General features: G+C 72.5%; 18 protein-coding genes. 5 read left to right on the forward strand and 13 right to left on the reverse strand.

Annotation, left to right across the window (positions count from 1 at the left end; genetic code table 11):
* Nucleotides 1-426: 426 nt before the first annotated feature.
* Both guaD and POL25_RS18275 read left to right on the forward strand, forming a co-directional pair.
* A complete protein-coding gene (gene guaD, locus POL25_RS18270) occupies nucleotides 427-1,722 on the forward strand; it encodes a guanine deaminase (protein WP_272087363.1) in 1,296 nt (431 codons plus the stop codon).
* Nucleotides 1,723-1,730: 8 nt separating this feature from the next.
* Nucleotides 1,731-3,152, forward strand: a complete 1,422-nt coding sequence (locus POL25_RS18275; RefSeq protein WP_272087364.1) for an aldehyde dehydrogenase family protein — start codon at nucleotides 1,731-1,733, stop codon at nucleotides 3,150-3,152.
* A 55-nt stretch (nucleotides 3,153-3,207) separates the two neighbouring features.
* Here the strand turns inward: POL25_RS18275 and POL25_RS18280 are convergent, their stop codons facing one another.
* Nucleotides 3,208-4,005 (reverse strand): SDR family oxidoreductase, encoded by a 798-nt coding sequence (locus POL25_RS18280; protein ID WP_272087365.1) that lies wholly within the window; start codon nucleotides 4,003-4,005, stop codon nucleotides 3,208-3,210.
* Nucleotides 4,006-4,093: 88 nt separating this feature from the next.
* On the opposite strand from POL25_RS18280, the gene POL25_RS18285 reads away from it, so the two are divergent.
* Nucleotides 4,094-4,564, forward strand: coding sequence for a winged helix-turn-helix transcriptional regulator (locus POL25_RS18285; RefSeq protein WP_373372098.1), 471 nt, complete (start codon nucleotides 4,094-4,096; stop codon nucleotides 4,562-4,564).
* A 266-nt stretch (nucleotides 4,565-4,830) separates the two neighbouring features.
* On the opposite strand, the gene POL25_RS18290 is transcribed toward POL25_RS18285, so the two are convergent.
* From POL25_RS18290 to POL25_RS18300, 3 genes are all read right to left on the reverse strand, one after another.
* Nucleotides 4,831-5,199 (reverse strand): hypothetical protein, encoded by a 369-nt coding sequence (locus tag POL25_RS18290; RefSeq protein WP_272087367.1) that lies wholly within the window; start codon nucleotides 5,197-5,199, stop codon nucleotides 4,831-4,833.
* Between the two features lie 616 nt (nucleotides 5,200-5,815).
* Nucleotides 5,816-7,198, reverse strand: coding sequence for a DUF1552 domain-containing protein (locus POL25_RS18295; protein WP_272087368.1), 1,383 nt, complete (start codon nucleotides 7,196-7,198; stop codon nucleotides 5,816-5,818).
* A gap of 14 nt (nucleotides 7,199-7,212) precedes the next feature.
* Entirely contained in the window at nucleotides 7,213-8,982 is a 1,770-nt protein-coding gene (locus tag POL25_RS18300) for a DUF1588 domain-containing protein (RefSeq protein ID WP_272087369.1), read from the reverse strand.
* Nucleotides 8,983-9,153: 171 nt separating this feature from the next.
* Here POL25_RS18300 and POL25_RS18305 point away from each other — a divergent pair, with 171 nt between their 5' ends.
* A complete protein-coding gene (locus POL25_RS18305; RefSeq protein WP_272087370.1) occupies nucleotides 9,154-9,684 on the forward strand; it encodes a 2'-5' RNA ligase family protein in 531 nt (176 codons plus the stop codon).
* Nucleotides 9,685-9,970: 286 nt separating this feature from the next.
* Here the strand turns inward: POL25_RS18305 and POL25_RS18310 are convergent, their stop codons facing one another.
* Genes POL25_RS18310 through POL25_RS18325 form a run of 4 tightly spaced genes read right to left on the reverse strand, consistent with a single transcriptional unit; the run spans nucleotide 9,971 to nucleotide 13,907 of the window.
* Complete coding sequence (locus POL25_RS18310) at nucleotides 9,971-11,545, reverse strand: hypothetical protein (RefSeq protein ID WP_272087371.1); 1,575 nt, start codon at nucleotides 11,543-11,545, stop codon at nucleotides 9,971-9,973.
* 21 nt (nucleotides 11,546-11,566) lie between these two features.
* The gene (locus POL25_RS18315; protein WP_272087372.1) at nucleotides 11,567-12,277 is read right to left on the reverse strand and encodes a hypothetical protein; all 711 of its coding nucleotides are present in this window, start codon (nucleotides 12,275-12,277) and stop codon (nucleotides 11,567-11,569) included.
* Nucleotides 12,265-12,837: an RNA polymerase sigma factor gene (locus POL25_RS18320; protein WP_272087373.1), complete on the reverse strand. Its 573-nt coding sequence runs from the start codon at nucleotides 12,835-12,837 to the stop codon at nucleotides 12,265-12,267. The genes POL25_RS18315 and POL25_RS18320 overlap by 13 nt, the downstream gene beginning before the upstream one ends.
* Before the next feature lie 5 nt (nucleotides 12,838-12,842).
* Entirely contained in the window at nucleotides 12,843-13,907 is a 1,065-nt protein-coding gene (locus tag POL25_RS18325; RefSeq protein WP_272087374.1) for a hypothetical protein, read from the reverse strand.
* A gap of 277 nt (nucleotides 13,908-14,184) precedes the next feature.
* On the opposite strand from POL25_RS18325, the gene POL25_RS18330 reads away from it, so the two are divergent.
* Nucleotides 14,185-16,341 carry a vWA domain-containing protein gene (locus tag POL25_RS18330; protein WP_272087375.1) on the forward strand — a complete coding sequence of 719 codons (2,157 nt, stop codon included), beginning with the start codon at nucleotides 14,185-14,187 and terminating at the stop codon, nucleotides 16,339-16,341.
* Nucleotides 16,342-16,465: 124 nt separating this feature from the next.
* Here the strand turns inward: POL25_RS18330 and POL25_RS18335 are convergent, their stop codons facing one another.
* The 5 genes from POL25_RS18335 to POL25_RS18355 all read right to left on the reverse strand — a co-directional run bounded on the left by POL25_RS18335 (nucleotide 16,466) and on the right by POL25_RS18355 (nucleotide 20,041).
* Nucleotides 16,466-17,221, reverse strand: coding sequence for a hypothetical protein (locus POL25_RS18335; RefSeq protein WP_272087376.1), 756 nt, complete (start codon nucleotides 17,219-17,221; stop codon nucleotides 16,466-16,468).
* Nucleotides 17,222-17,471: 250 nt separating this feature from the next.
* Nucleotides 17,472-17,792 (reverse strand): hypothetical protein, encoded by a 321-nt coding sequence (locus POL25_RS18340; RefSeq protein WP_272087377.1) that lies wholly within the window; start codon nucleotides 17,790-17,792, stop codon nucleotides 17,472-17,474.
* A 110-nt stretch (nucleotides 17,793-17,902) separates the two neighbouring features.
* Entirely contained in the window at nucleotides 17,903-18,739 is an 837-nt protein-coding gene (locus POL25_RS18345) for an energy transducer TonB (RefSeq protein WP_272087378.1), read from the reverse strand.
* Between the two features lie 181 nt (nucleotides 18,740-18,920).
* A complete protein-coding gene (locus POL25_RS18350) occupies nucleotides 18,921-19,352 on the reverse strand; it encodes an ExbD/TolR family protein (RefSeq protein WP_272087379.1) in 432 nt (143 codons plus the stop codon).
* The gene (locus tag POL25_RS18355) at nucleotides 19,352-20,041 is read right to left on the reverse strand and encodes a MotA/TolQ/ExbB proton channel family protein (protein WP_272087380.1); all 690 of its coding nucleotides are present in this window, start codon (nucleotides 20,039-20,041) and stop codon (nucleotides 19,352-19,354) included. Before POL25_RS18355 ends, POL25_RS18350 begins: the two co-directional genes overlap by 1 nt.
* Between the last annotated feature and the right edge of the window lies 1 nt (nucleotide 20,042).

Genomic DNA, 20,042 nt, shown 5'->3' on the forward strand with positions numbered 1-20,042 from the left:
CGGCCTCGTGGGGCGCGTCCGCTCGATGGTCACGCGCAGCGGGCGCTCGTCATGACCTGTCCTCGAGTTCTAAAAATCGGGCGTTGGTGGAATGGCGGCAGAGGGCCGCGCAAGGCGGTGTGGGCGCGATCTGTGGTTGATGGGGTGCGGCGTATGTGCGCCGGATCAATTCGATCGCGCGGACGCGAGATGTGGATCGTGGCACGGCGATTTCCGTCGCCGACGCTCCGTCGCGGCGCTCGCGTCGCGGTCGCGTCCGCGATCGCGGCGGGCCTCGTGATCGCGCCGAAGCCGAGGCCGGGGCCGCGCGCCCGGGGGCGCGACGGCGAAGGGCGGTACCGGTGTTCCGCCGCCGCGCGGCGCGTGCGGAGGATGGCCGCCGGTCCGGATTGCGCGCGGCGGCGGCAACGGGCACCTTCGGCCCGGATGTCGAAGGTCTCCGACGGCCCCGCGAAAACTCCGTCCCGCGCCCGCGTGCTGCGAGGTCGCCTGCTGTGCCCCGATCCGCGGCAGGCGAAGATCGAGCGCATCGCCGACGGCCTGCTGACGATCGGCGAGGACGGCCGGATCGTGTCGATCGCGCCGGCGCCGGAGGATTGCCCGCTGCCGCCGTCGTACCCGGGCGCGGTGATCCTGCCCGGCTTCGTCGACACCCACGTGCATTTCCCGCAGACGCGCGTGATCGGCAGCGCGAGCGGGCCGCTGCTGCGCTGGCTCGAGCGGTCCGTGTTCCCGGAGGAGCTGCGGTTTCACAGCCTGCGCTACGCGGCGGCGGTGGCGTGGGAGTTCTGCGAGGCGCTGATCCGCCAGGGCACCACGTGCGCGGCGATCTACGCCTCGAGCCACGAGGCGGCCACCGACGTGCTGTTCCACGAGCTCGACCGCTGCGGGCTGCGAGCATTGGTCGGCATGACGCTGATGGACCGCGGGGCGCCGGAGGGGCTGCTGGTCGGCGTCGACGAGGCGATGGCGGGCTGCGAGCGGCTGATCGCGCGCTGGCACGGTCACGACGGGCGGCTCGGCTTCTGCGTCACGCCGCGGTTCGCCCTCAGCTGCACGCCGGGGCTGCTGCGCGCGGCGGGGCGGCTGGCCGAGACCCACGGCCTGCATGTCCAGACGCACCTGTCCGAAAATACAGACGAGCTGCGGCACACGGCGGCGGCGTTCCCGGCGGCGCGTGATTATCTCGAGGTGTACGAGTCGCACGGGCTCAGCGGGCCGCGCTCGTTGTTCGCGCACTGCGTGCACCTGTCGGACGGCGAGTGGGACCGACTGGCGGCGACCGGCGGCGCGGTGGCCCATTGCCCCGACAGCAACTTCTTCCTCGGCAGCGGCTGCATGCGCCTGCGCGCGGCCACCGGGCGATCGATCCGCGTCGGCCTCGGCACCGACGTGGGCGCGGGCCGCAGCTTCTCGCTGCGCCAGGTGATCGCGAGCGCCTACGACGCGAGCCTCATCGCGGGGGCGCCCGCGACGGCCGAGGAACTGCTGTGGCTGGCGACGCGGGGCGGAGCCTGCGCGTTGGGGATGGCGGACGAGCTCGGTTGCCTGCAGCCCGGTCACGCGGCCGATCTGGCGGTGATCGACGCGCCCGAGATCGCGGGCGCCGAGGGGCTGTTCGACGCGCTGGCGTTCCGCCGCGACGCGGCGCCCGCTCGCGCGGTGTTCGTGCGCGGGGCGCTGCTCCGCGGGGCGGTCGCTGCGGGTCCCGAGGTGGTGTAAACCGGAGCATGCTCCGCGAGACGTATCCCCTGTTCCTCGGCGGCCGCGCGGTGCAGGCCAACTTCGACCTGCCCGTGTTGGACAAGTTCTCCGGCGAGGAGGCGGCCCGGGTGGCCCAGGCCGACGCGGGCACGCTCGACGCGGCGATCGCCGCCGCCGCAGGGACGACGCGGGCGACCGCCGCGATGCCGCCGTACGCCCGCCAGGCGGCGCTCGAGCACTGCGTGCGGCGGTTCGAGGAGCGCGCGGCGGAGCTGGCGATGGTGCTGTGCATCGAGGCGGGCAAGCCGATCCGCGACGCCCGCGGCGAGGTTGGTCGCCTGATCGAGACGTTCAAGGCGGCCGCGGCCGAGGTGACGCGGCCGGCCGGCGAGGTGCTGGCGATGGCCTCGAGCCCGCGCCTGCACGGCTACCGCGGGCAGTGGAAGCGGGTGCCCATCGGCGCGTGCTCGCTGATCTCGCCGTTCAACTTCCCGCTCAACCTGGCGGCCCACAAGATCGCGCCGGCGATCGCGGCGGGCTGCCCGTTCGTGCTCAAGCCGGCCAGCGCGACCCCGATCTCGGCGCTGCTGATCGGCGAGGTGCTGGCCGAGACCGAGCTGCCCGAAGGGTCATGGTCGATCGTGCCGTGCCCGCGCGCCGGCGCCGACGCGCTGGCCAGCGACGAGCGCCTGAAGCTGCTCAGCTTCACCGGCTCGCCGGCGGTCGGCTGGGCGATGAAGGCCCGCGCCGGCAAGAAGAAGGTGGTGCTCGAGCTCGGCGGCAACGCGGCCTGCGTGATCGACGAGACGGCGGACCTCGAGAAGGTGGTGCCGCGGCTCATCACGGGGGTGTTCTATCAGTCGGGCCAGAGCTGCATCAGCGTGCAGCGGATCCTCGCCCACGCGTCGATCTACGCGGAGCTGCGCGACCGGCTGGTGGCGGCGACGGCCGAGCTCAAGGTCGGCGACCCACGCGACGAGGACACGTTCATCGGCCCCATCATCTCGGAGAAGGAGGCGCGCCGGATCGCCGCGTGGATCGAGGCCGCGGTGCAGGCCGGGGCGCGGCGGCTGTGCGGGGGCGGGCGCGACGGGGTGATGGTAGCGCCGACGCTGCTCGAGCGCGTGCCGCGAGACCAGCCGATCGCCGCCGAGGAGGCGTTCGGGCCGGTGGCGCTGCTGCAGGAGTTCGCTACGTTCGACGAGGCGCTGCAGCAGGTCAACGACAGCAAGTTCGGGCTGCAGGCGGGGGTGTTCACCCGCGACATCGAGCGCATGCACCAGGCCTGGGACTCGCTCGAGGTCGGCGGGGTGATCGTGAACGACGTGCCGTCGTTCCGCGCCGACCCGATGCCCTACGGCGGGGTCAAGGACTCGGGCCTCGGCCGCGAGGGGCTGCGCTTCGCCATCGAGGACATGTCGGAGATCCGGATGCTGGTGGTGCGCTGAGGCTGGCCTTTGGCGCATGTCGTGAGGGACATGCGCGAAGGGACATGTACCACTGTCAGACGACCGGGACGGTGCCGCCGTCGATGGTGGTCTCGCTGCCGTGGATCGAGCCGGCGCGGTCGGAGACGAGGAAGGCGACCAACTCGGCGACCTCCTCGGGCCGGCCGGGGCGGCCGATGGGGATGCCGCCGAGCGAGGTCATGAGGCCGTTGCGGGCGGTGGCCTCGTCGGTGCCGGACTCGGCGGCGAGGCGGACGACGAGGGCGTGGGCGGCGGCGGTCTCGATGAAGCCGGGGGCGATGCTGTTGACGCGCACGCCCTGGGGGCCGAACTCCCGCGCCAGGCCCTTGCTGTAGGTGCTGAGGGCGGCCTTGGCGGCGGCGTAGGCGAGCGTGGCCTCGGGCAGCGGCATGCGGCGCTGGATCGAGGAGACGTGGAGGATGACGCCGGAGCGCTGGGCGACCATGCCGGGCAAAAAGGCGCGGTCGAAGCGGACGGCGGCGAGGAGGTTGAGGTCGAGGTCATGACGCCAGTGGTCGTCGTCGAGGGCGAGGGCGCCGCCGCCGGGAGCGGACGAACCGCCGGCGTTGTCGACGAGGATGTCGACGCCGCCGAAGGCGTCGGTCACGGCCCGCACGACCCGCTCGACGCCCTCACGGGTGGCGATGTCGGCCTGCACGAACAGGGCGGGCTCCTGGCCTTCGGGCAAGGCGGAGCGCGCGGTGGTGGCGACCGTCGCGCCGCCGGCGGCGAGCCGACGCACGACGGCGGCGCCCATGCCCTGGGTGCCGCCGGTGACGAGGACGCGCTTGCCGGTGAACTCGCGGGAGTCGTAGAAGAAAGGCTGGGTCATTGGATCGATCTCCGATCGAGCACACGCGCGGCGCGACGTTCGCCGCCGACGATTGCCCGGACCGCGAAGATGGGCCCAGTATGCAGGGGTGACAAGGACGCACGAAGAAGTGAGCCGCTCACCTGCAGGTAAGTCGGAGCCGTGGACGCCGGAGACCGCGGCGGAGGCCGTGAGCGAGGCGCTGGCGCTGCTCGAGGGGCGCTGGAAGCTGCGCATCTTGTTCCACCTGTTCGGTGGCAAGGTGCTGCGCTACTCGGAGCTGGAGCGCGCCATCCCGGAGGTGTCGCAGAAGATGCTGGCGCAGCAGCTGCGCAAGCTCGAGAGCGACGGGCTGGTCCGCCGCGAGGTGTTCGGCGAGGTGCCGCCGCGCGTGGAGTATCGCCTCACGGAGTGGGGGCAGTCGCTGTGCCCGGTGCTCGATGCGCTGCTGCAGTGGCACGCGCGGCGGGAGGGGAGCGATGCGGAGACCGCCGACGCTGCGGGCGAGGCGGTCGCGGTCTCGTCAGGGGCAGGGCGGCAGAGATGTCCTGAAGGCCAGGTCGATGACGCGAGGCGGTGATGTCGAGGCTGAGTTCGCGGCCGGTCGTCGGCGGCGGGCCGGAGCGGGCAGGTCGAAGTGGCTGTCCTGAAGGCCAGGTCGACGGCGGCGAGTCGGAGCTGGGAACTCGATGCGGCCGGCTGTGCTCGCGGCCGGGCGGGAGCGAAATAAGCTGTCTCTCAGGACAGGTCGATGCTCGGCCGGCCCGGGCCCGCCAGGGCGTGCGGTCGCGACGAAGCCGCCCGGAGTCGCGAGACGCCGGGCGGGACGGAGGGCCGGCGCGCCGATTACTTCAGCGAGTTGCGCAGCCGCGGGATGGCGTCCGGGAGGACGACGCTGACGAGGATGCCGAGGGGCGCCTTGACGCAGTCGACGGCCATACCCATGCGGTACTTGTCGGTCAGGTCGACGACGATGATCATGACGTTGCCCTCGTCGCCGAGGCGCAGGAGCGTCTGGTAGACGAAGTCGGGCACCGGCAGCTGCGACTTCTTGAGCGCCTCGGTGATCCTCTCGCAGAGGATGTTGAAGAGGGCGCACGCCTTGGGCGAGCTGCGAATACCGGCGACGGACATACCGGAGGTCTTGCTGAAGACGTCGATGGTGGCGAGGCCGCCCATCAGGCCGTCTTCGATCTCGGTGAGGGTCGCATTCACGTCTTTCAGGTTCATCTCGGTGTGCCTCTCGGCCGCGATCAGCGAGCGCGACGACCACACTACCTGGAGCCGGGGTCGGTGCTCGCGCGATCGAAAGGGCGAGCGTGAAAAACCGACCCCCGCAGTCCGCGGGCGTGTGCGCGGCGCGCCTTTCACGCCGGACACCGAAGCGGCCGTAGAGCGGTGCTCGTATCGTTCTGACGCATCGCGGGGTGCGCGCGGCAGATCCGAGGCGGCGAGAAATCCCGGGGAACCTGGGGGGATCCAGGATCGGGGCCTGCCGACGGCTGTAGATCACCCCGCACCGGGTTCGGGTGGACCAGGCGTCCAGATGTCCGCCGGTCAAGCCGAGGGGCCGGTCCCGGGACGGCGCGGAACCGCGGTCCGGGGGGCAGGTGAGAGCTGGCCTTCGGGACAGGTCGAAGCCGCGACCCGCTGGCCTTCGGGGCGGTCGGAGGGACGATAGACGCCGCGTATGGCTGTCTTTCGAGACAGGTGGCGAGTCGCCGGGGCAGCGCCGAAGCTGTCCTTCGGGACAGATTTATAATCGCGACGACGGCGAGGCCGACACAAAGGCCGACCTCGCCGCGGGGCTGTCTTTCGGGTCAGGTGCTGCTCAGGCCAGGAGGGCGGCGCACGGGGTGTTGGAGTAGCCGTCGCCGTCGCCGTTGGTGGCGCCGACCTCGGTGGCCTCGGGCACGACCGACTGCAGGCACGCGAGCAGGATGTCCGACGTGTTCTCGCTCGAGGGCGAGTGGTAGTGCTCGGCGGGGTAGCGCAGGGCGCCGCCGCCGCGGCCGGCGACGATGCACGGCTGGTCGAACACGCTGTGGGTGTAGCCCGAGGCGGCGTCGCTGCCGAGGATCACGCACGAGTTGTCGAGCAGGTTGCCGTCGCCCTCGGGCGTCTCCTTGAGGCGATTGAGCAGGACGGCGAAGCACTCGACGGTCTTGATCGTGGACTGGTCGACCGCCTCGTTGTCGGCGGTGTCGTGGGTCATGTCGTGGTGACCCTTGCTGTGGCCGAGGCTCTTGAACACGTGATAACCGACCGAGCCCGAGAACTGGATGCTGACGATCCGGGTCAGGTCGCAGCGGAACGCCTCGATGATGATGTCGACCATCGCCGCGTTGACGAGCTCGATCGGCTCGGCGCCGTCCATGTCGCTGTTGGTCTCGATCGGCATGCCCGGCAGGATGCAGGCCGGCGGCAGGGTCTCGATCTGCTTCTTGATCTGCTCGACGCTGGCGAGGTGAGCGTCGAGGCGCAGCTTGTCGGCGCTGCCGACCCGCAGCTTGAGCGCCTTCACGTCCTCGCGCACGGCGTCGAGGATGTCGACGCGCGGGCCCTTGGTCGGATCGTCGGGCGGGACGAAGCTCTCGAACAGGGCGGCGAAGGCCAGCTGCGGGTTGAAGAACGGCGGCAGCGGCTGGTCCGGGCCCTTGTGCGACAGGTACTGCAGGGTCGGGCCCTCGCCGCCGATGACGCGCTTCGAGATGGCGAGCTGCAGCGACGGCATGAAGGTCTGGGCGCCGACGGCGGCGGCGGCGACCTGATCGATCGAGGGGCCGCCGAACTTGGAGGAGTAGCTGTTCTCGGCGTGCGGCAGCTCGATGAACGGGTAGCCGGAGAAGAAGCCGGCGCAGCCGTCGTGGTGGCCGCGGCGGTGCTTGGACGCGGCCTTGATGTCGAAGCCGGTCAGCAGGTTGCAGTACTCGCGCACGCCCTCGAGCGCGGCCAGCTGCGGGGTCAGCGGGTAGCCCGGACCGGTCTCGGCGGGGGCCCAGCGGTTGCCCTTGCCGACGTCGGCGGGGTCGACGAGGGCGACGCCGTTGCCGAAGTGCCAGGTGATCATGCGCCGCGGCAGGGCGGTGCCGTCGGCGTGGGCGGTGCCGTTCGAGTTGAGCATGACCTCGAGCAGCGGGAGCGCGAGCGCGACGGAGGTGCCGCCGGCGACGCCGCGGAGCATGGTGCGACGGCTGAGTTGATGGCGCTTCATGACTCGTGCTCCTTTCACTCGGGGGTGCCCACGCGCAGGAAGGCGGGGCTGGCGACGAGCTCGGCGAGGAGCTCCTTCATGCGGTACTCGTTGTCCTCGAACACCTGGTCGAGGTCTTTCAGCGCGTCGGCCTCGCCGGGCAATTCGAGGTGGCCGGTGGCGTGGCGGAACAGGTTGCGCACGAGGCAGCGGGTGACCGCGGGGCTCTCGCGCAGGAGGCCGCCGAGCTGGCGGGCGCCGTCGAACTCGCCGCCGTCGAGCACGCTCTTGGTGTCGAGGTCGACGCCGTTCTCGGTCAGGCGGAAGGCGCCGATGCCGTCGAAGTTCTCGAGGCCGAAGCCGATGTCGTCCATGAGCTTGTGGCAGCCGGAGCAGGACGGGTTGGTCTGGTGCTCGGCGAGGCGGTCGCGCATCGTCTTGTACTCCTCGCCGTTCGGCAGCTCGGTGACGATGTCGGGCGGCGGCGCCGGGATGCCCTGGCACATCAAGACCTCGCGCACGAACTTGCCGCGCAGGGTCGGCGAGCTGCTGCTGATGTGGGCGTAGGCGGCGAGGAAGCCGCCCTGGCCGAGCAGACCGCCGCGCTTGCCCTCGACCGGGAGGTCGAACTTCTGCCACACGTCGCCGAGCACGCCCGCGTCGGGGATGAGGCCGTAGAGCTGGGCCAGCGGGCCGTTGGCGAAGGTGTAGGGGGCGTCGAGGAAGTCGCGGAAGTCGGCCTCGCGGGTGAAGGCGATGTCGTCGATGAGCTTCAACGCCTCGTCGCGCATGCTGGCCCCGAGCGCGGGCGTCCAGGCCGGGAACACGCCCGGGTCCTTCGGCAGGGCCTCGAGGGTGCGCAGGCGCAGGACCTCGGCGAAGAACCCGCCGAGAGCGCCGCGCGCGGCCGGGGTCTCGAGCATGGTCCAGGCGACGCCGCGCACGGCGTCGGCCGTGGCGAGCCCGTCAGTCTCGCCGAGGTCGATAAGCTCGCGGGTCGGCGTGGTGTCGAGGAGGAAGAAGCTGAGCCGCGTGGCGAGCTCGACGCCGGTGAGCACGCGCTGGCCCGGAGCGTCGGGGTCGGGCTCGCCGACCTCGACCTGATAAAGGAAGTAGGGCGACTGCAGCATGCCGGCGACGGCGAACTCGCGGCCCGACTCCCAGTTGCCGAACGCGAGCGCGGCGTCGCGACCGACCGCGCCGTAGCGATCGATCTCGGCCTGCGTGAGGCTGCGGCGCCAGGCGACGCGGCCGAAGTTGGCGACGAACTCCTTGTGACAGGCGTCGTCGTCGGCGCCGGTCGGGACGCAGGTGTGGTAGCTGGCGAGGATGGCGTCGTCGGCGGCGGCGGCGACCTTGCGCGCCGATTTCTCGTAGGTGTCGACGGCCTGGTCGTTGAGCGCGAGCTGGGCGGCGCCGATCGCCTCGAAGCCGTTGAGCGCGCTGTCCGGCGGGGTCTCGGCCTCGGCTACCGCGGCGTCGCCGAGCAGGTAGGCGACCGAGCTCCGGTACTGGCGGGCGAGCAGGATGCGCAGGCGGGCCGGAGCCGGGGCGAACTCTTCCCCACCGCCGTCAGTCGGGTCGGTGCCCTCGGTCGGATCGCCGTCGGTGCCGGCGGAATTGGCCCCGCCGGTCTCGGTGGGATCCTCGCCGCCGGTGAGGGTGGGGTTGCTGGCGCTCTGGTCCTGGCCGGCGCCGTGATAGCAACCGCCGGCGAGGCTCGCCGTGAGGGTGAGGAGGACCGCGAGACCGCCCGGACCTTGCGGCCGGGATGGTGTGCGGGCGAAACGACGCTGCCTGGGCATGGGCGGCTCCTTGCGGGGGACGATCCACCATAAAGGGGTCCCAGGATCTGCGTCCACGGCGCGCACGTGAGGGGGACTGTCTGCTGAGATTCCCTGTCCGCAGAAGACCCCACGCGCCGAGGTCGCGTCGTGACGCGCGCGTGAAAGCGTTGTATTACCGATCCCGGAGCGATGAACCTCCTCCCACCGACGTACATCTGCCTCGACCTGCCCGAGCCGCAGGCGTCGGAAGTGATGGCGCTGCGTCGCCGCTACTGCCAGCGGCTCAAGGACTTCCCGCCGGAGATCACGGTCACCGGCTCGAGCGGCGTGGGAGCGATGCTGCCGCAGCCCGAGTGGGACCGCGTCGAGCCCAAGCTCGAGGCGCTGGCGCAGGAGTGGGCGCCGATCCGCGCGAGCCTCGGCGGGATGGTCCGCTTCCCGGACACCGACATCTTCTGCCTCAGCATGTCGGACCCGATGCCGTTCATGGCCCTCCACGAGGCGCTCAAGCACTCGGGCATCGCGTTCGAGGACAGCCAGTTCCCGTTCTTCCCCCACTGCACGATCCGCATGGCGGGGCCGCTCACCGACGCGGACATCAGCGCGCTGTTCTCGTTGACCGTGCCCGGCGAGTTCGTGATCGCCGAGCTGGCCCTGTATCAGCGCACGAGCGACGACCGGATCGTGCGCGTGTGGTCGCGGCCGCTCGCGGGCGCGTGACGCGAGCTCGCGGTCGGCTCGGGGGCTCGCCGGCAGGCTGCGCGTCCTCGTGGGCGGCGAGCCGCAGACGAGCGACGCGCGGGCGCTGCGAGGACGCGCGACGTGGTCGCCGTTCGTGGGCTGCGCGATAAAAGCGGCGAGGAGATCCCGCGCCGCGGCCGTTCTGCGCGCAGCGCGAGGCCGGGGGCGTTCCTGCTCGAAGCGGAGGGCGCGGTCGAGAGGGCATGTCGCATCGGACATGTTTCATCGGACATGTCAACGAGGACATGCCGCGAGGGACATGTCCTCAGCGCGCGGCTTGCAGGGTCGGCGCCAGCATGCCGGCGAGGCAGCCGAGGGCGGCGTTGTAATCGCTGTCGCAGACCGACTCGATGCAGCAGCGCACGCCGCGTTCGTCGACGGCGGTGTCCGGGTCGTCGGGCAGGTCGAGCGACTGGCAGACCTCCTGGATCCGCCCGGGCGGGACCGCCTGGCCGGCCGGGCCGACGCAGCCGGGGCCGATGCCGAACTCGAACTGCTTGTCGGCCGGGGTGTCGGTGTCGCCGGGCAGGATGTCCTCGGGCCGCCAGTCGCGGTAGACGAGGGCCTCGGCGCCGCCGGACAGCGGTTCGAACGGCGGGTCGTCGCTGTGCGCGGTGACCTGCGGGACGCCGCCGAGCACCAGCATGACGACCTCCTTGTCGTGGAGCTGGCGCAGGCTGGTCAGGGTCTCGACGTAGCGGGCGACCGGGTAGAGGACCTGCTTGTCCTCGGACATGCACCACTCGTACACGCCGTCGTCGTCGTCGTCGGCGCAGGTCATGCCGGCGTTCCAGCACACGGCGCTGGTCGGCTCGCGCTTCTGGCCGCTGTCGGGGTCGAGCGGCCAGTACTTGCCGAACTCGGGGTCGTCCTGCAGCTTGGGGTCGAAGTAGGCGAAGTTGAGGGTCGAGCAGTCGGTCTCGTCGGTGACGAGGACGATCGCCAGCGGCGCGCCAGGGCGCAGGAACGGCCGCTCGCCGCGGTTCCAGCGGGCGCCGAAGTCGAGCGCGCGGGTCATGGCCTCGAGCGGCGACTCCATGCCGCAGCCGTCGATGCCCTGGGGGCCGATGCAGGCGAGGGCGTCGGCGGCGGCGTCACCCAGACCGTCAGGGTCGATGACGTTGTGGGTGGTGGGGTTGAAGTGGATGAACGGATCGGTCGGGACCGAGGGGGCGGCCTGCGAGCAGCGCGAGGTGCAGATCTCGGGCATCACCGGCGGGTCGGCGCCGAGGCCGGTAAACCGCGTCAGCCGCTCGGTGCAGGGAGTCTCGATCGGCTGGCCGTCAGCGGCGTCGTAGTCGGGCTTCTCGAACGGGGTGCACAGCGGGTGCGGCACGTCAGTGGTGGTGACCATGATGTGCACGTCGGCGCCGACGAGCTTGCCGTTGGCGTCGCTGAGGCCGCGCAGCAGCGAGACGAAGGCGGGGAAGCTGTCGGCGAGCTGGCTCTGCTCCTCGCCCATGGTGCCCGAGTTGTCGATGACGAACAGGACGTCGAGCTGATCGCACGAGCCGCCGTCGCTGCAGCCGAGCGGCGGCGGCGGCTCCTCGCCGGTGGTCACGGGCTCGCCGGTGGTGCCCACGGGCTCCTCGCCGGTGGTCACGGGATCGAAGGTGGTGGTCGGCGGCGGTCCGGCGGTGGTGTCGTCGACCGGCGGCGCGGTGACGACGAGGGTGCCCTGGCCGGTGGTGCCGTCGGTGTCGCTGGCGTGGGGGAACTCGCCGAGGCCGCTGGGATCGAGGAAGCAGGCGAGCTGTACCAAAGGACAGGTGAGAACCACGGCGCGGCAGACCCTCGCCGCGGAGGCGATGGTGCTGCGGTGCGTGCGGGGCGTGGGCACGGGGGGTCTCACCCGCCGCGGTCAGGGCTGCGCGGCCGGTTCATTACAAAGCGTGGCCGCCCGGTCGACCAGAGGCGAGCCCGGGAATTGTCGCGGGTAGCTGGTGGCGAGCTGGCGCGCGGCGTCGCGCTGGCCGAGGGCGCAGCGGGCCTCGATCTCGAGCAGGCCGCGCTCGGCCGCCAGGATCCCGCCGGGGAACCGCCTGGCGTGCTCCTCGAGGAGCTGCAGGCGCTCGGCGGGCCCGGCCAGCTTGGCCCGCCGTAGCAGGTCGACCTCGGCGGCGACGCTGTCCTCACGTGCAGGCCGGCGGGTCTTGGAGGTGTCCGAAGGGACAGGTTTGTCGGCGGGCGGCTCGTCAGGCGCGACCTCGAGGATGGGCTCGGGGGCCGGGGCGCGGGCCTCATCGGCGCGGCGGACGGGCTCGGCGGTGTGCGAGGCGTCGCCCTCGCGGGCCTGGTAGGGCGCGGCGACGTGGTTTTGCGGCGCCTCGCCGCCCCGCGTGACGGCCCAGGTCAGGGCCAGCAAGACGCCGGCGGCCAGAGCGAAGCCGGCGAACACGCGCGGGGCGAGGCGCGAACGAGGATGTGCTTCGTCGTCGAGGTCGTCGCTGCCGACCTCGTCGCGGCGCTGCTCGAGCGCGGCGAGGACACGATCGGCGATGGCGCGGTCGGGCGACTCGGCCCTGCGAAATGCGGCCAGGCGCGCCCGCGCCTCCGAACTCAGCGGTTCCATGCAGCTTGCCTCCCATCCGTCCGCTCGGTCTCGGCGATGGCGCGCTCGAACTCGGCGCGAGCGGCCCGCAGACGCGAATAGACGGTGTTCAGTTTGACATCGAGGGCCTGGGAGATCTCCGGCGCCGTGAAGCCCTCGAGGTCGGCCAGGATGAAGACCATGCGCTTGTCGTTGTCGAGGCTGTCGAGGAAGCGCTGAACGAACTCAGCGGCCTCGGCGCGCTCGGCGTCGCGCTCGCGCGGTTGGTGGGTATGGACGACGGCGAACGCCTGGATCCGGCGCTCGTGGCGCCGCAGGCCGCGGCGGAAATCGCTGGCGACCCGCCGGGCGGTGCCGAACAGCCAGCTCCGCAGCGAGATCTGCGGATCGAGGCCCGGGAGGCGGCGGTGGAGCACGAGGAACACGTCCTGGGCGGCGTCCTCGAGCTGGTCGTAAGGGACCCCGAGGCGACGGAGGATCCGCCAGACGAGGTCGAAGTAAGCGTAGTAGACGGTGGCGAACCCGCGCTGCGCGTGCTCCTCGGGGCCAGGGCCAGGTATGGGCGGCTGAAGCTTCAGCACGGCAGTCACTTGTTTCGTGGCCAAGCTCGGCCGCTTCCGTCACGGCGCGCGCCGGGGCCGAGACGAATCTCGACGCCGGCGCCGGCCCGGACGCCGACCGGCTGGGTGATGAAGACGACCTGGTCGCTGATCGCAAACGGTGCGCGCAGAGGGGCGACCACGAATTCGGTGCGCAGGCCGAGGCCGACGCGCGGGTGCGGCGACCACACCAGGCCGACGCCGAGCAGGGCGGCGAGCCAGGGCGGGCGGGCCCGTCGCGGGTCGACGGTGATGCCGGCGCCCTCGGCCAGCAGCTGGCCGGCTTCGATGCCGAGGCACAGCGGGATCTCGAGCACGCCGCGGACGAATCGGCCGCAACCGCGGGCCCCGAGCGCCCAGCGGGCGACCATGCCGACGCGAGCGTCCTCGAAGGTCAGCGGGCGGGCCGGCATGTAGTGACCGAAGACCTCGAAGCGGAGGCGGCGGTGGAGGAGGCCGACGGCCGCGCCGATGTCCCCGGCGATCGTCGGCGTGGCGCCGGCGTCGATGGCCCCGTCGACCCGCAGCAGCGCGGTGAGCCGGCGTGGGGGCGGGCGCGGGGACGGGGGCGGGGCCGCGGGTGATGCGGGCTCGGGCTCGGGCTCGGGCGCGGGCGCGGGCGGGGTCGGCGTGGGCGCGACGACCTCGGGCGGCGGGGGGACCGGGGTCGGCGGGGCGGGCTCGGGCACAGGCTCGGGCGCGGGCTCGGGGGCTGGCGCGGGCGGGGCGAGCTGGCCGGCGAACTCGAGCGGGTCGATGGCGATGGCGATGATCAGGGCGGCGGCGCCGTCGAGCGACTCGCAGGCGTCGGCGCGCTCGATCCGTCGCTGGGTGAGCTGGGGGGTGTGGATGTCGAGCCGCAGCTCGTAGCGCCCGGAGATCCGGCGGACGACGCCGCGCACGCGCACGCCCTCGAGGTCGGGCGGCCGCGTGAGGGCGGCGAGGGCGCCGAGGACGTCGTCGCGGGTCGGACAGCCGGCGGGGGCGCGCCACTCGATCGCGGGCGGTCCGGCCAGCGAGAGGAGGAGCAATCCGGAGGTCGGCCCGAGCATGAGCGCAGCAGCGTCGGATGGTAGGCCCGAGCGCGGTCGGGACGCCAGGGGCTGGGGCGGGGTCCGTGGGCCGTTCGGCGGCGAGGTTGCGATCTGTCTCTCGGGACATGTGATTGCCGGGCCTGCCGGAGGTCAGGGCGGTTCCGAGCCGGCTCGCCGGCGCGCTCGCAGGCAGGCCGCGGGGGTGTCAGCGCGGGCGAGGCGGCGGCGTTGTGGGGCTGCACGCCGGGACCCGGGGCTGTCAAGCTGACCCGAGTCCCGGCCCAAGGAGACGCGCATGAACCCGTGGATGAAGTGGATCCTCCTGGCGACCCCGATCGCGCTGACGCAGTGCCGCTCGAGCGCGGTGACCCCGATCGGCACCGTGACGCCCGACGGCAACAACAACGTGATGCTGGCGCACGGGCAAGGGGACGTGGCTTACGAGGCGCCGCCACACACGTTCTCGCCGCGCCCGCACCCGCCGCGCAGCCGCGGTGACGCGCCGCCGCCGAACCTGGCGGCGCTGCCGAAGATGGTGTCGCGGATCGATCAGTGCTACGGGCCGAGCGGTGGGGCGGTGGCGACGGGGTCGAGCCCGATCGCCCGGCCGGCGAAGAAGCCGGCGCCGGCGCAGCCGAAATACAAGCAGGTGCCCTACAACCAGGGCGGGGCCTCGCCGCCGCCGGCGCCCTCGCCGATCCAGAGCTCGCCGTCCGGCGGGGTGCTCGGCAAGGGCAGCGCCGGGCTCGGGGAAGGTCGCGCCAGCAGCCGCGGGTATGGGGACGCCGGGGGCGGTCCGCCGCCGCCGCCGACCACAGCTTCCAAGTCGGCGGCGCCGAAGCCGGAGTCGGCGGCCGACGTGCGCGCCGAGAAGAAGAAGCAGAAGGACGCCGAACGCCGGCGCGACAAGTCGGCCGAGATGGCGCCGTCGGCGAGCCCGCCGGCCGAGGCGCCGCTGGCCGCCCGCGAAGAGGCGGAGGACGCGAGCTCGGTGGCGTACGAGCCGGTCCGCCCGACCGACGGCGACCAGGAGCAGCAGTACAGCGACTGGGGTCAGGCGACGTACCTCTCGAACGACGACACGATGAGCCTGTCGTCGGCGCAGCGGGTGATCTTCGCCATCGACAAGTTCTTGCCGGTGCCGCTCGAGCACATCCGCCCGCACGAGCTGCTCAACTACTTCTCGTTCGAGACGGCCGAGGTGGCGCCGACCGACGACTTCTCGGTGCTGCCCGAGGTCACCAAAGATCCGAAGCAGGAGGGCATCTACAACCTCGCGCTGGCGATCCGCGGGCGCCCGGTCGACAAGCAGGCGCGGCGCAACGGCAACCTGACGTTCGTGGTCGACCGCTCGGGCTCGATGAGCGACGAGGGCCGCATGGACTACCTCAAGCGCGGCATGCGGAAGATGCTCGGCGAGCTCAAGACCGGCGACCTCGTCAACGTGGTGCTGTTCGACCACGAGGTGTGCGTGCCGGTCGAGAACTTCGTGGTCGGGCGCGACAAGCCGGAGGCGCTCGAGAAGGCGATCGACAGGATGAAGCCGCGCGGGTCGACCGACGTGCACGCGGGCCTGACCCGCGGCTACGAGCTGGCCGACCGGGGCTACCAGCCGACCTACAACAACCGGGTGGTGCTGGTCACCGACGCGCTCGCCAACACCGGCAACACCGACCCGCGGACCATGGCGATGGTCAGCAAGTACTACGACCAGCGGAAGATCCGCCTGTCGGGCGTCGGCGTCGGCACCGAGTTCAACGACGCGCTGCTCGACAAGCTGACCGAGCGCGGCAAGGGGGCCTACGTGTTCCTCGGCTCGGAGGCGGAGGTCGACGCGGTGTTCGGCCCGCGCTTCATCTCGCTGCTCGAGACGACGGCGATGGACGTCCACTTCCAGCTGCACCTGCCGCCGTCGCTGCGCATGAACGTGTTCTACGGCGAAGAGAGCTCGGCGGTGAAAGAGGACGTGCAGGCGATCCACTACTTCGCCAACACCTCGCAGCTGTTCCTGGTCGACGTGATGGCCCGCGGCGACAAGAAGCTGCGGCCGCAGGACCAGATCATGCTGACGATCGAGTACGAGGACCCGGAGTCGGGGCAGAAGATGCTCGAGGAGCGGGCGTTCTCGCTGGGGGAGATCGAGCGCGAGGCCTACAACATCCGCAAGGGCCGGCTGCTGATGGCGTGGGCCGACCGGCTGGCGCTGATGGCCTCGCGGCCGCAGCCGATCGGCACGGCGCCGGTGGCGGGCGCGTGGATCGACGCCGACGGCTGGCAGCAGTGCGAGCAGGGCAAGGCGGACCTGCGCGACATGGCCCAGGGCATGAACGACCCCGAGGTCACGCGCGTGGTGTCGCTGTGGGACAAGTTCTGCGCGCGCTACGAGCAGCCGCGCAACCCGGTGCGCCGCACGCCGGCGTCCGGGCCCGACGCCTGGCCGTCGGCCCGCTGAGCCGGGTACGAACGAGGGCCGCGCGCCGCAGCTCGTAGGAGCGGCGGCCGCGGCCCTGGCCTTTGGGGCATGTCCTCAAAGACCTGGCGCGAGGAGCATGTCCCGGGGGACATGCCCCTTCGGACTAGATGCAGGGCGGCGAGGCCTCGATGGTGTGGCCGCAGTGGACCTCGGCCTCGGCGGGACCGGTGGCGGCGATCGTCAGGTGGTAGAGGCGGCAGGCGAGCGTGTTGCCGGTGGCGTCCTCGGCGTTGTACGGCTCGGTGTCCATGAAGTTGGCGCAGGTGGCCATGCACTCGCCGGGGCTCGCATGCTCGCCCGGGCACAGCGCGGTGGCGATGGCGCAGAAGCCCTCGCAGTTCTGGCCGCACGCGCCGGCGCCGCCCGGGCCGGCGTGCACGCAGTGGACGGTCGGCTCGATCGAGGCCATGCCGGCGTGGTAGGCCCGGCAAGCCAGCGAGTTGCCCGAGGTCTCGCCCGGCGAGCCCTGCGGCAGGCCGCTGCAGGCGCCGAGGCAGCTCTCCAGGCTCGGGTACTGGGCGTCGACGAGGGTGCAGCTGCCCATCATCGCCGCGCAGTACATCATGCAGCCGGCGTCGGGATCGCCGCCGGTGGTGGTGGTGCCGGTGGTCGGATCGACGGGGCCGGTGGTCGGATCGGCGGGGCCCGTCGAGGTCGAGGTCGGCTCGTCGGTGGTCCAGCCGGTCGAGGAGGTCGTGGTGCTCGTGGTGGTCGTGAGGTCGCCGCTGGCCTGGGTCGCGGTCGTGATCACGGCGGTGCCGGCGGAGGTCGAGCCGGTGTCGTCGCCGCGCGAGTCGTCGAAGCAGGCGGAGGACAGGAGGGCACCGAGGAGGGGGAGGACGAGGACGCGAGAGATCATGCGTGGGCCTTGCGTGGCGGGGTGAACCGGCGTGGACAGGTCACACGCCGCCGCTGCTCGCTTCCGTCGAGCGCGAGGCGTGCGCGATCCTGGCCTTGTCGATGGCGATCCGAGTCTGCGGCCCGCGCGATCGGGTTGTCAACCGCGGGGCGTGGGGCTTTGGGGCCGCAGAGGCGCGGTGAAGAACCTGTCTGCAAGGACATGTGAACGCGGTAGACCGGGGCCGCGCGGCGAGTCGCGCGGGCCCGCGTCAGCGCAGGCAGACGTGGCTGATCTCCTCGGTCGAGGTCGCCCGGGCGATGCAGTCGCGCGCGCCCGGCGGCAGCGACAGGCCCTCGCAGCGCTGCAGCTCGGGCACGAACCGGCGGGCGAACTCCTGCTGCTTGCGCCGCGTCAGCACGGGGTCGCTGTAGCCCTGCTCGGCGAGCTCGAGGGCGACGATGCGGTCGAGGATGACGGCGCAGTCGTCGGCGCCGGCCCGCTCCGAGCGGCACGTCAGCAGCAACAGCGCCAGGCCGAGCGGGGCGAGGCGAGGCGAGCGCGGCGGCGGCGTGGGCTGCGGGTCGGTCATGGCCGGGTGGTCGATGGGACATGTCCTCGAGGACAGTCCGGATAAAGCTGCTCGGTGAAGCTGAGGATGTCCCTCAGGACATGTCTTCGAGGACGGGTGGCAGCGAGAGATCAGCGGTCGCGGGTGAAGTGGACGCGGATGGCGGGCGAGCGGGCGCGGACTGGCCGGCCGTCGCGGTCGAGCGCGGGGGTGAAGCGGGTCCGGCGGGCGCAGGCGAGGGCGGCGGCGCCGAAGCCGTCGCCGGGGTCGGCGACGAGCTCGGCCTTTTCGACGACGCCGCGCTCGTCGACGAGGACCCGGATGGTGGCGACCTGCTCGTCGAGCGCCAGGCCGTCGGCCTCGAGCGGCCACGGGCAGTTCCATTCGCTGCTGGCGAGCGCGACCGGGCGCGAGCGATCGGCGGCGGTCGGAGCGGCGGGCGGTGGCTTGATCGGCGCGGGCTGGGGCGGCGGGGCGGTCGGCTGCGAGCTGGCGTTCGGGACAGGTCGGGTGCCGGTGCCGGTCGAAGTGGTGGCGCCGCCGACGTACGCGCTGGCTCCGCCGACGATGACGACGTCGCCGGTCAGATCGAGGGCGCCCGGCGGCGCGGCGACGACCCGGCCGGCGCGTGCGGGCGCGGGACGGGCAGGTTTGGCGGGCGCGGGCACGGCGGCGGCGACGGCCGGGGCGGGCTCGCTGGCGGCCGGCGGAGGTTCGGGCGCGGCTGGCTCAGGGGGCGGCGGGGGCGGCTCGGTGCGCTCGACGTCGGCGAGCTGCAGGCGGGTAAGCTCGTCGTGCACGCGCGCGGCCATGGTGGCGCTCCAGGTCTCGAGCGTGGGCTGGGCCCGCAAGATCATGACGGCGAGGCCGAGGTGCAGGACGACGGCGACGATGATCGCGTGGTGCCGCCGCGAGGCCGGCGGGGCGGCGGCGGCGAACACCTGGGCGGCGATGCCGGGCCGGGTCACGCGCGGGCCTCCGGGCAGGATGTCCCGCGGGACAGGTGAGAGAGGCGCGGGGCCGGGGCGAGCGGGGTCGGGCAGGATGTCCCGTGAGGCAGGTCGAGACACCGGTGAGACAGGGGCGTGTTCGCGCAGGATGTCCCACGGGACATGTCTTCTTGGACGTGTGCGGAGGACGCCTGGCGAGTCACGGGGTCGCCTCCGGGGCTGGCGCGGGGGCCAGGGTGGCGAAGGCGACGCGGTAGACGCCGCCGCGCTGGAGGGCATCGATGGTGGCGATGACGCGGCGGTGGGCGACCTCGCCGTCGGCGTGGATGACGGCGCGGACCTGGGGGCTGCGGGCGCGCACGGCGGCGGCGCGGCGGACGAGGTCGTCGTCGCCGGCGAGCGGCTCGCCGTCGACGAGGGTGGCACCGCGCTCGGGGACGATGACGCTCAGCACGACCTGGACCTCGCCGGCGGTGCTGGCCTCCGGCAGGTCCATCTCGACCGCGGGGGTGACGATGATCTTGGCGGTGACGATGAAGATGATGAGCAGGACCAGGACGACGTCGACCATCGGCGTGACGTTGATGCCGACGATGAGGCCGCCCGGGTCGCCGCTGGAGTGACCGGCCATCAGCGCGCCTCCGCCGGGCCTTCGGGACCTGGCTTTTCGGACATGTAGGCGAGGACGAGGTTGGTGAGCGCCTCGCTGCCCTGGCACAGCGAGGTGATCCGGCGCTGGAAGGCGTTGTAGGCGGCGACGGCGGGGAGGGCGACGAGGAGGCCGACGGCGGTGGCGACGAGGGCCTCGGCGATGCTCGACATGACGGCGTTGGAGGCGACCTGCGAGGCGGCGCCGGTGCCCCCGCCGTGGCCGGGCGCGGCGTGGCCGAGCTCCTCGAAGGCCGCGATGACGCCGATGACGGTGCCGAGCAGGCCGACGAAGGGGGCGTTGTTGCCGAGGGTGCCGAGGAATATAAGCCCGCGCTCGAGCTGGCCGCGCTCGAGCGCGAGGGCGCTCTGCATCGCGTACTCGGCGGCCTTGGGGCCGCGGTCGGCGAGGCGCAGACCAGCAGCGGCGATCGCCGCGGCGACGCTGGGCGAGTCGGCGAGCAGCCGCAAGGCGCCGTCGCGGTCGCCGGCCTGCAAGAGGTTGCCGACGCGGCCGGCGAGCAGGCGCAGGTCGCCGCCGCGGGCGCGCAGGACCAACCAGCGCTCGACGGTGAGGGCGACGCTGACGACCGAGAGCAGGCCGAGCAGCCACAGCACCCAGCCGGCGCCGGCGCGGAGGAAGAGCTGCTGGAGGGCGTCGATCGGGGTCATG

Origin of the sequence: Nannocystis bainbridge (assembly GCF_028368995.1) — a bacterium.
In the GTDB taxonomy this organism is placed as follows: Bacteria; Myxococcota_A; Polyangia; order Nannocystales; family Nannocystaceae; genus Nannocystis; species Nannocystis bainbridge.

What these genes read in the sequence shown, in the direction of transcription:
- guaD (WP_272087363.1), top strand. Translation starts at nt 427, where the DNA reads ATGTCGAAGGTCTCCGACGGCCCCGCGAAAACTCCGTCCCGCGCCCGC.
- POL25_RS18275 (WP_272087364.1), top strand. Translation starts at nt 1,731, where the DNA reads ATGCTCCGCGAGACGTATCCCCTGTTCCTCGGCGGCCGCGCGGTGCAG.
- POL25_RS18280 (WP_272087365.1), bottom strand. Translation starts at nt 4,005, where the DNA reads ATGACCCAGCCTTTCTTCTACGACTCCCGCGAGTTCACCGGCAAGCGC.
- POL25_RS18295 (WP_272087368.1), bottom strand. Translation starts at nt 7,198, where the DNA reads ATGAAGCGCCATCAACTCAGCCGTCGCACCATGCTCCGCGGCGTCGCC.
- POL25_RS18300 (WP_272087369.1), bottom strand. Translation starts at nt 8,982, where the DNA reads ATGCCCAGGCAGCGTCGTTTCGCCCGCACACCATCCCGGCCGCAAGGT.
- POL25_RS18305 (WP_272087370.1), top strand. Translation starts at nt 9,154, where the DNA reads ATGAACCTCCTCCCACCGACGTACATCTGCCTCGACCTGCCCGAGCCG.
- POL25_RS18315 (WP_272087372.1), bottom strand. Translation starts at nt 12,277, where the DNA reads ATGGAACCGCTGAGTTCGGAGGCGCGGGCGCGCCTGGCCGCATTTCGC.
- POL25_RS18325 (WP_272087374.1), bottom strand. Translation starts at nt 13,907, where the DNA reads ATGCTCGGGCCGACCTCCGGATTGCTCCTCCTCTCGCTGGCCGGACCG.
- POL25_RS18330 (WP_272087375.1), top strand. Translation starts at nt 14,185, where the DNA reads ATGAACCCGTGGATGAAGTGGATCCTCCTGGCGACCCCGATCGCGCTG.
- POL25_RS18335 (WP_272087376.1), bottom strand. Translation starts at nt 17,221, where the DNA reads ATGATCTCTCGCGTCCTCGTCCTCCCCCTCCTCGGTGCCCTCCTGTCC.
- POL25_RS18340 (WP_272087377.1), bottom strand. Translation starts at nt 17,792, where the DNA reads ATGACCGACCCGCAGCCCACGCCGCCGCCGCGCTCGCCTCGCCTCGCC.
- POL25_RS18350 (WP_272087379.1), bottom strand. Translation starts at nt 19,352, where the DNA reads ATGGCCGGTCACTCCAGCGGCGACCCGGGCGGCCTCATCGTCGGCATC.
- POL25_RS18355 (WP_272087380.1), bottom strand. Translation starts at nt 20,041, where the DNA reads ATGACCCCGATCGACGCCCTCCAGCAGCTCTTCCTCCGCGCCGGCGCC.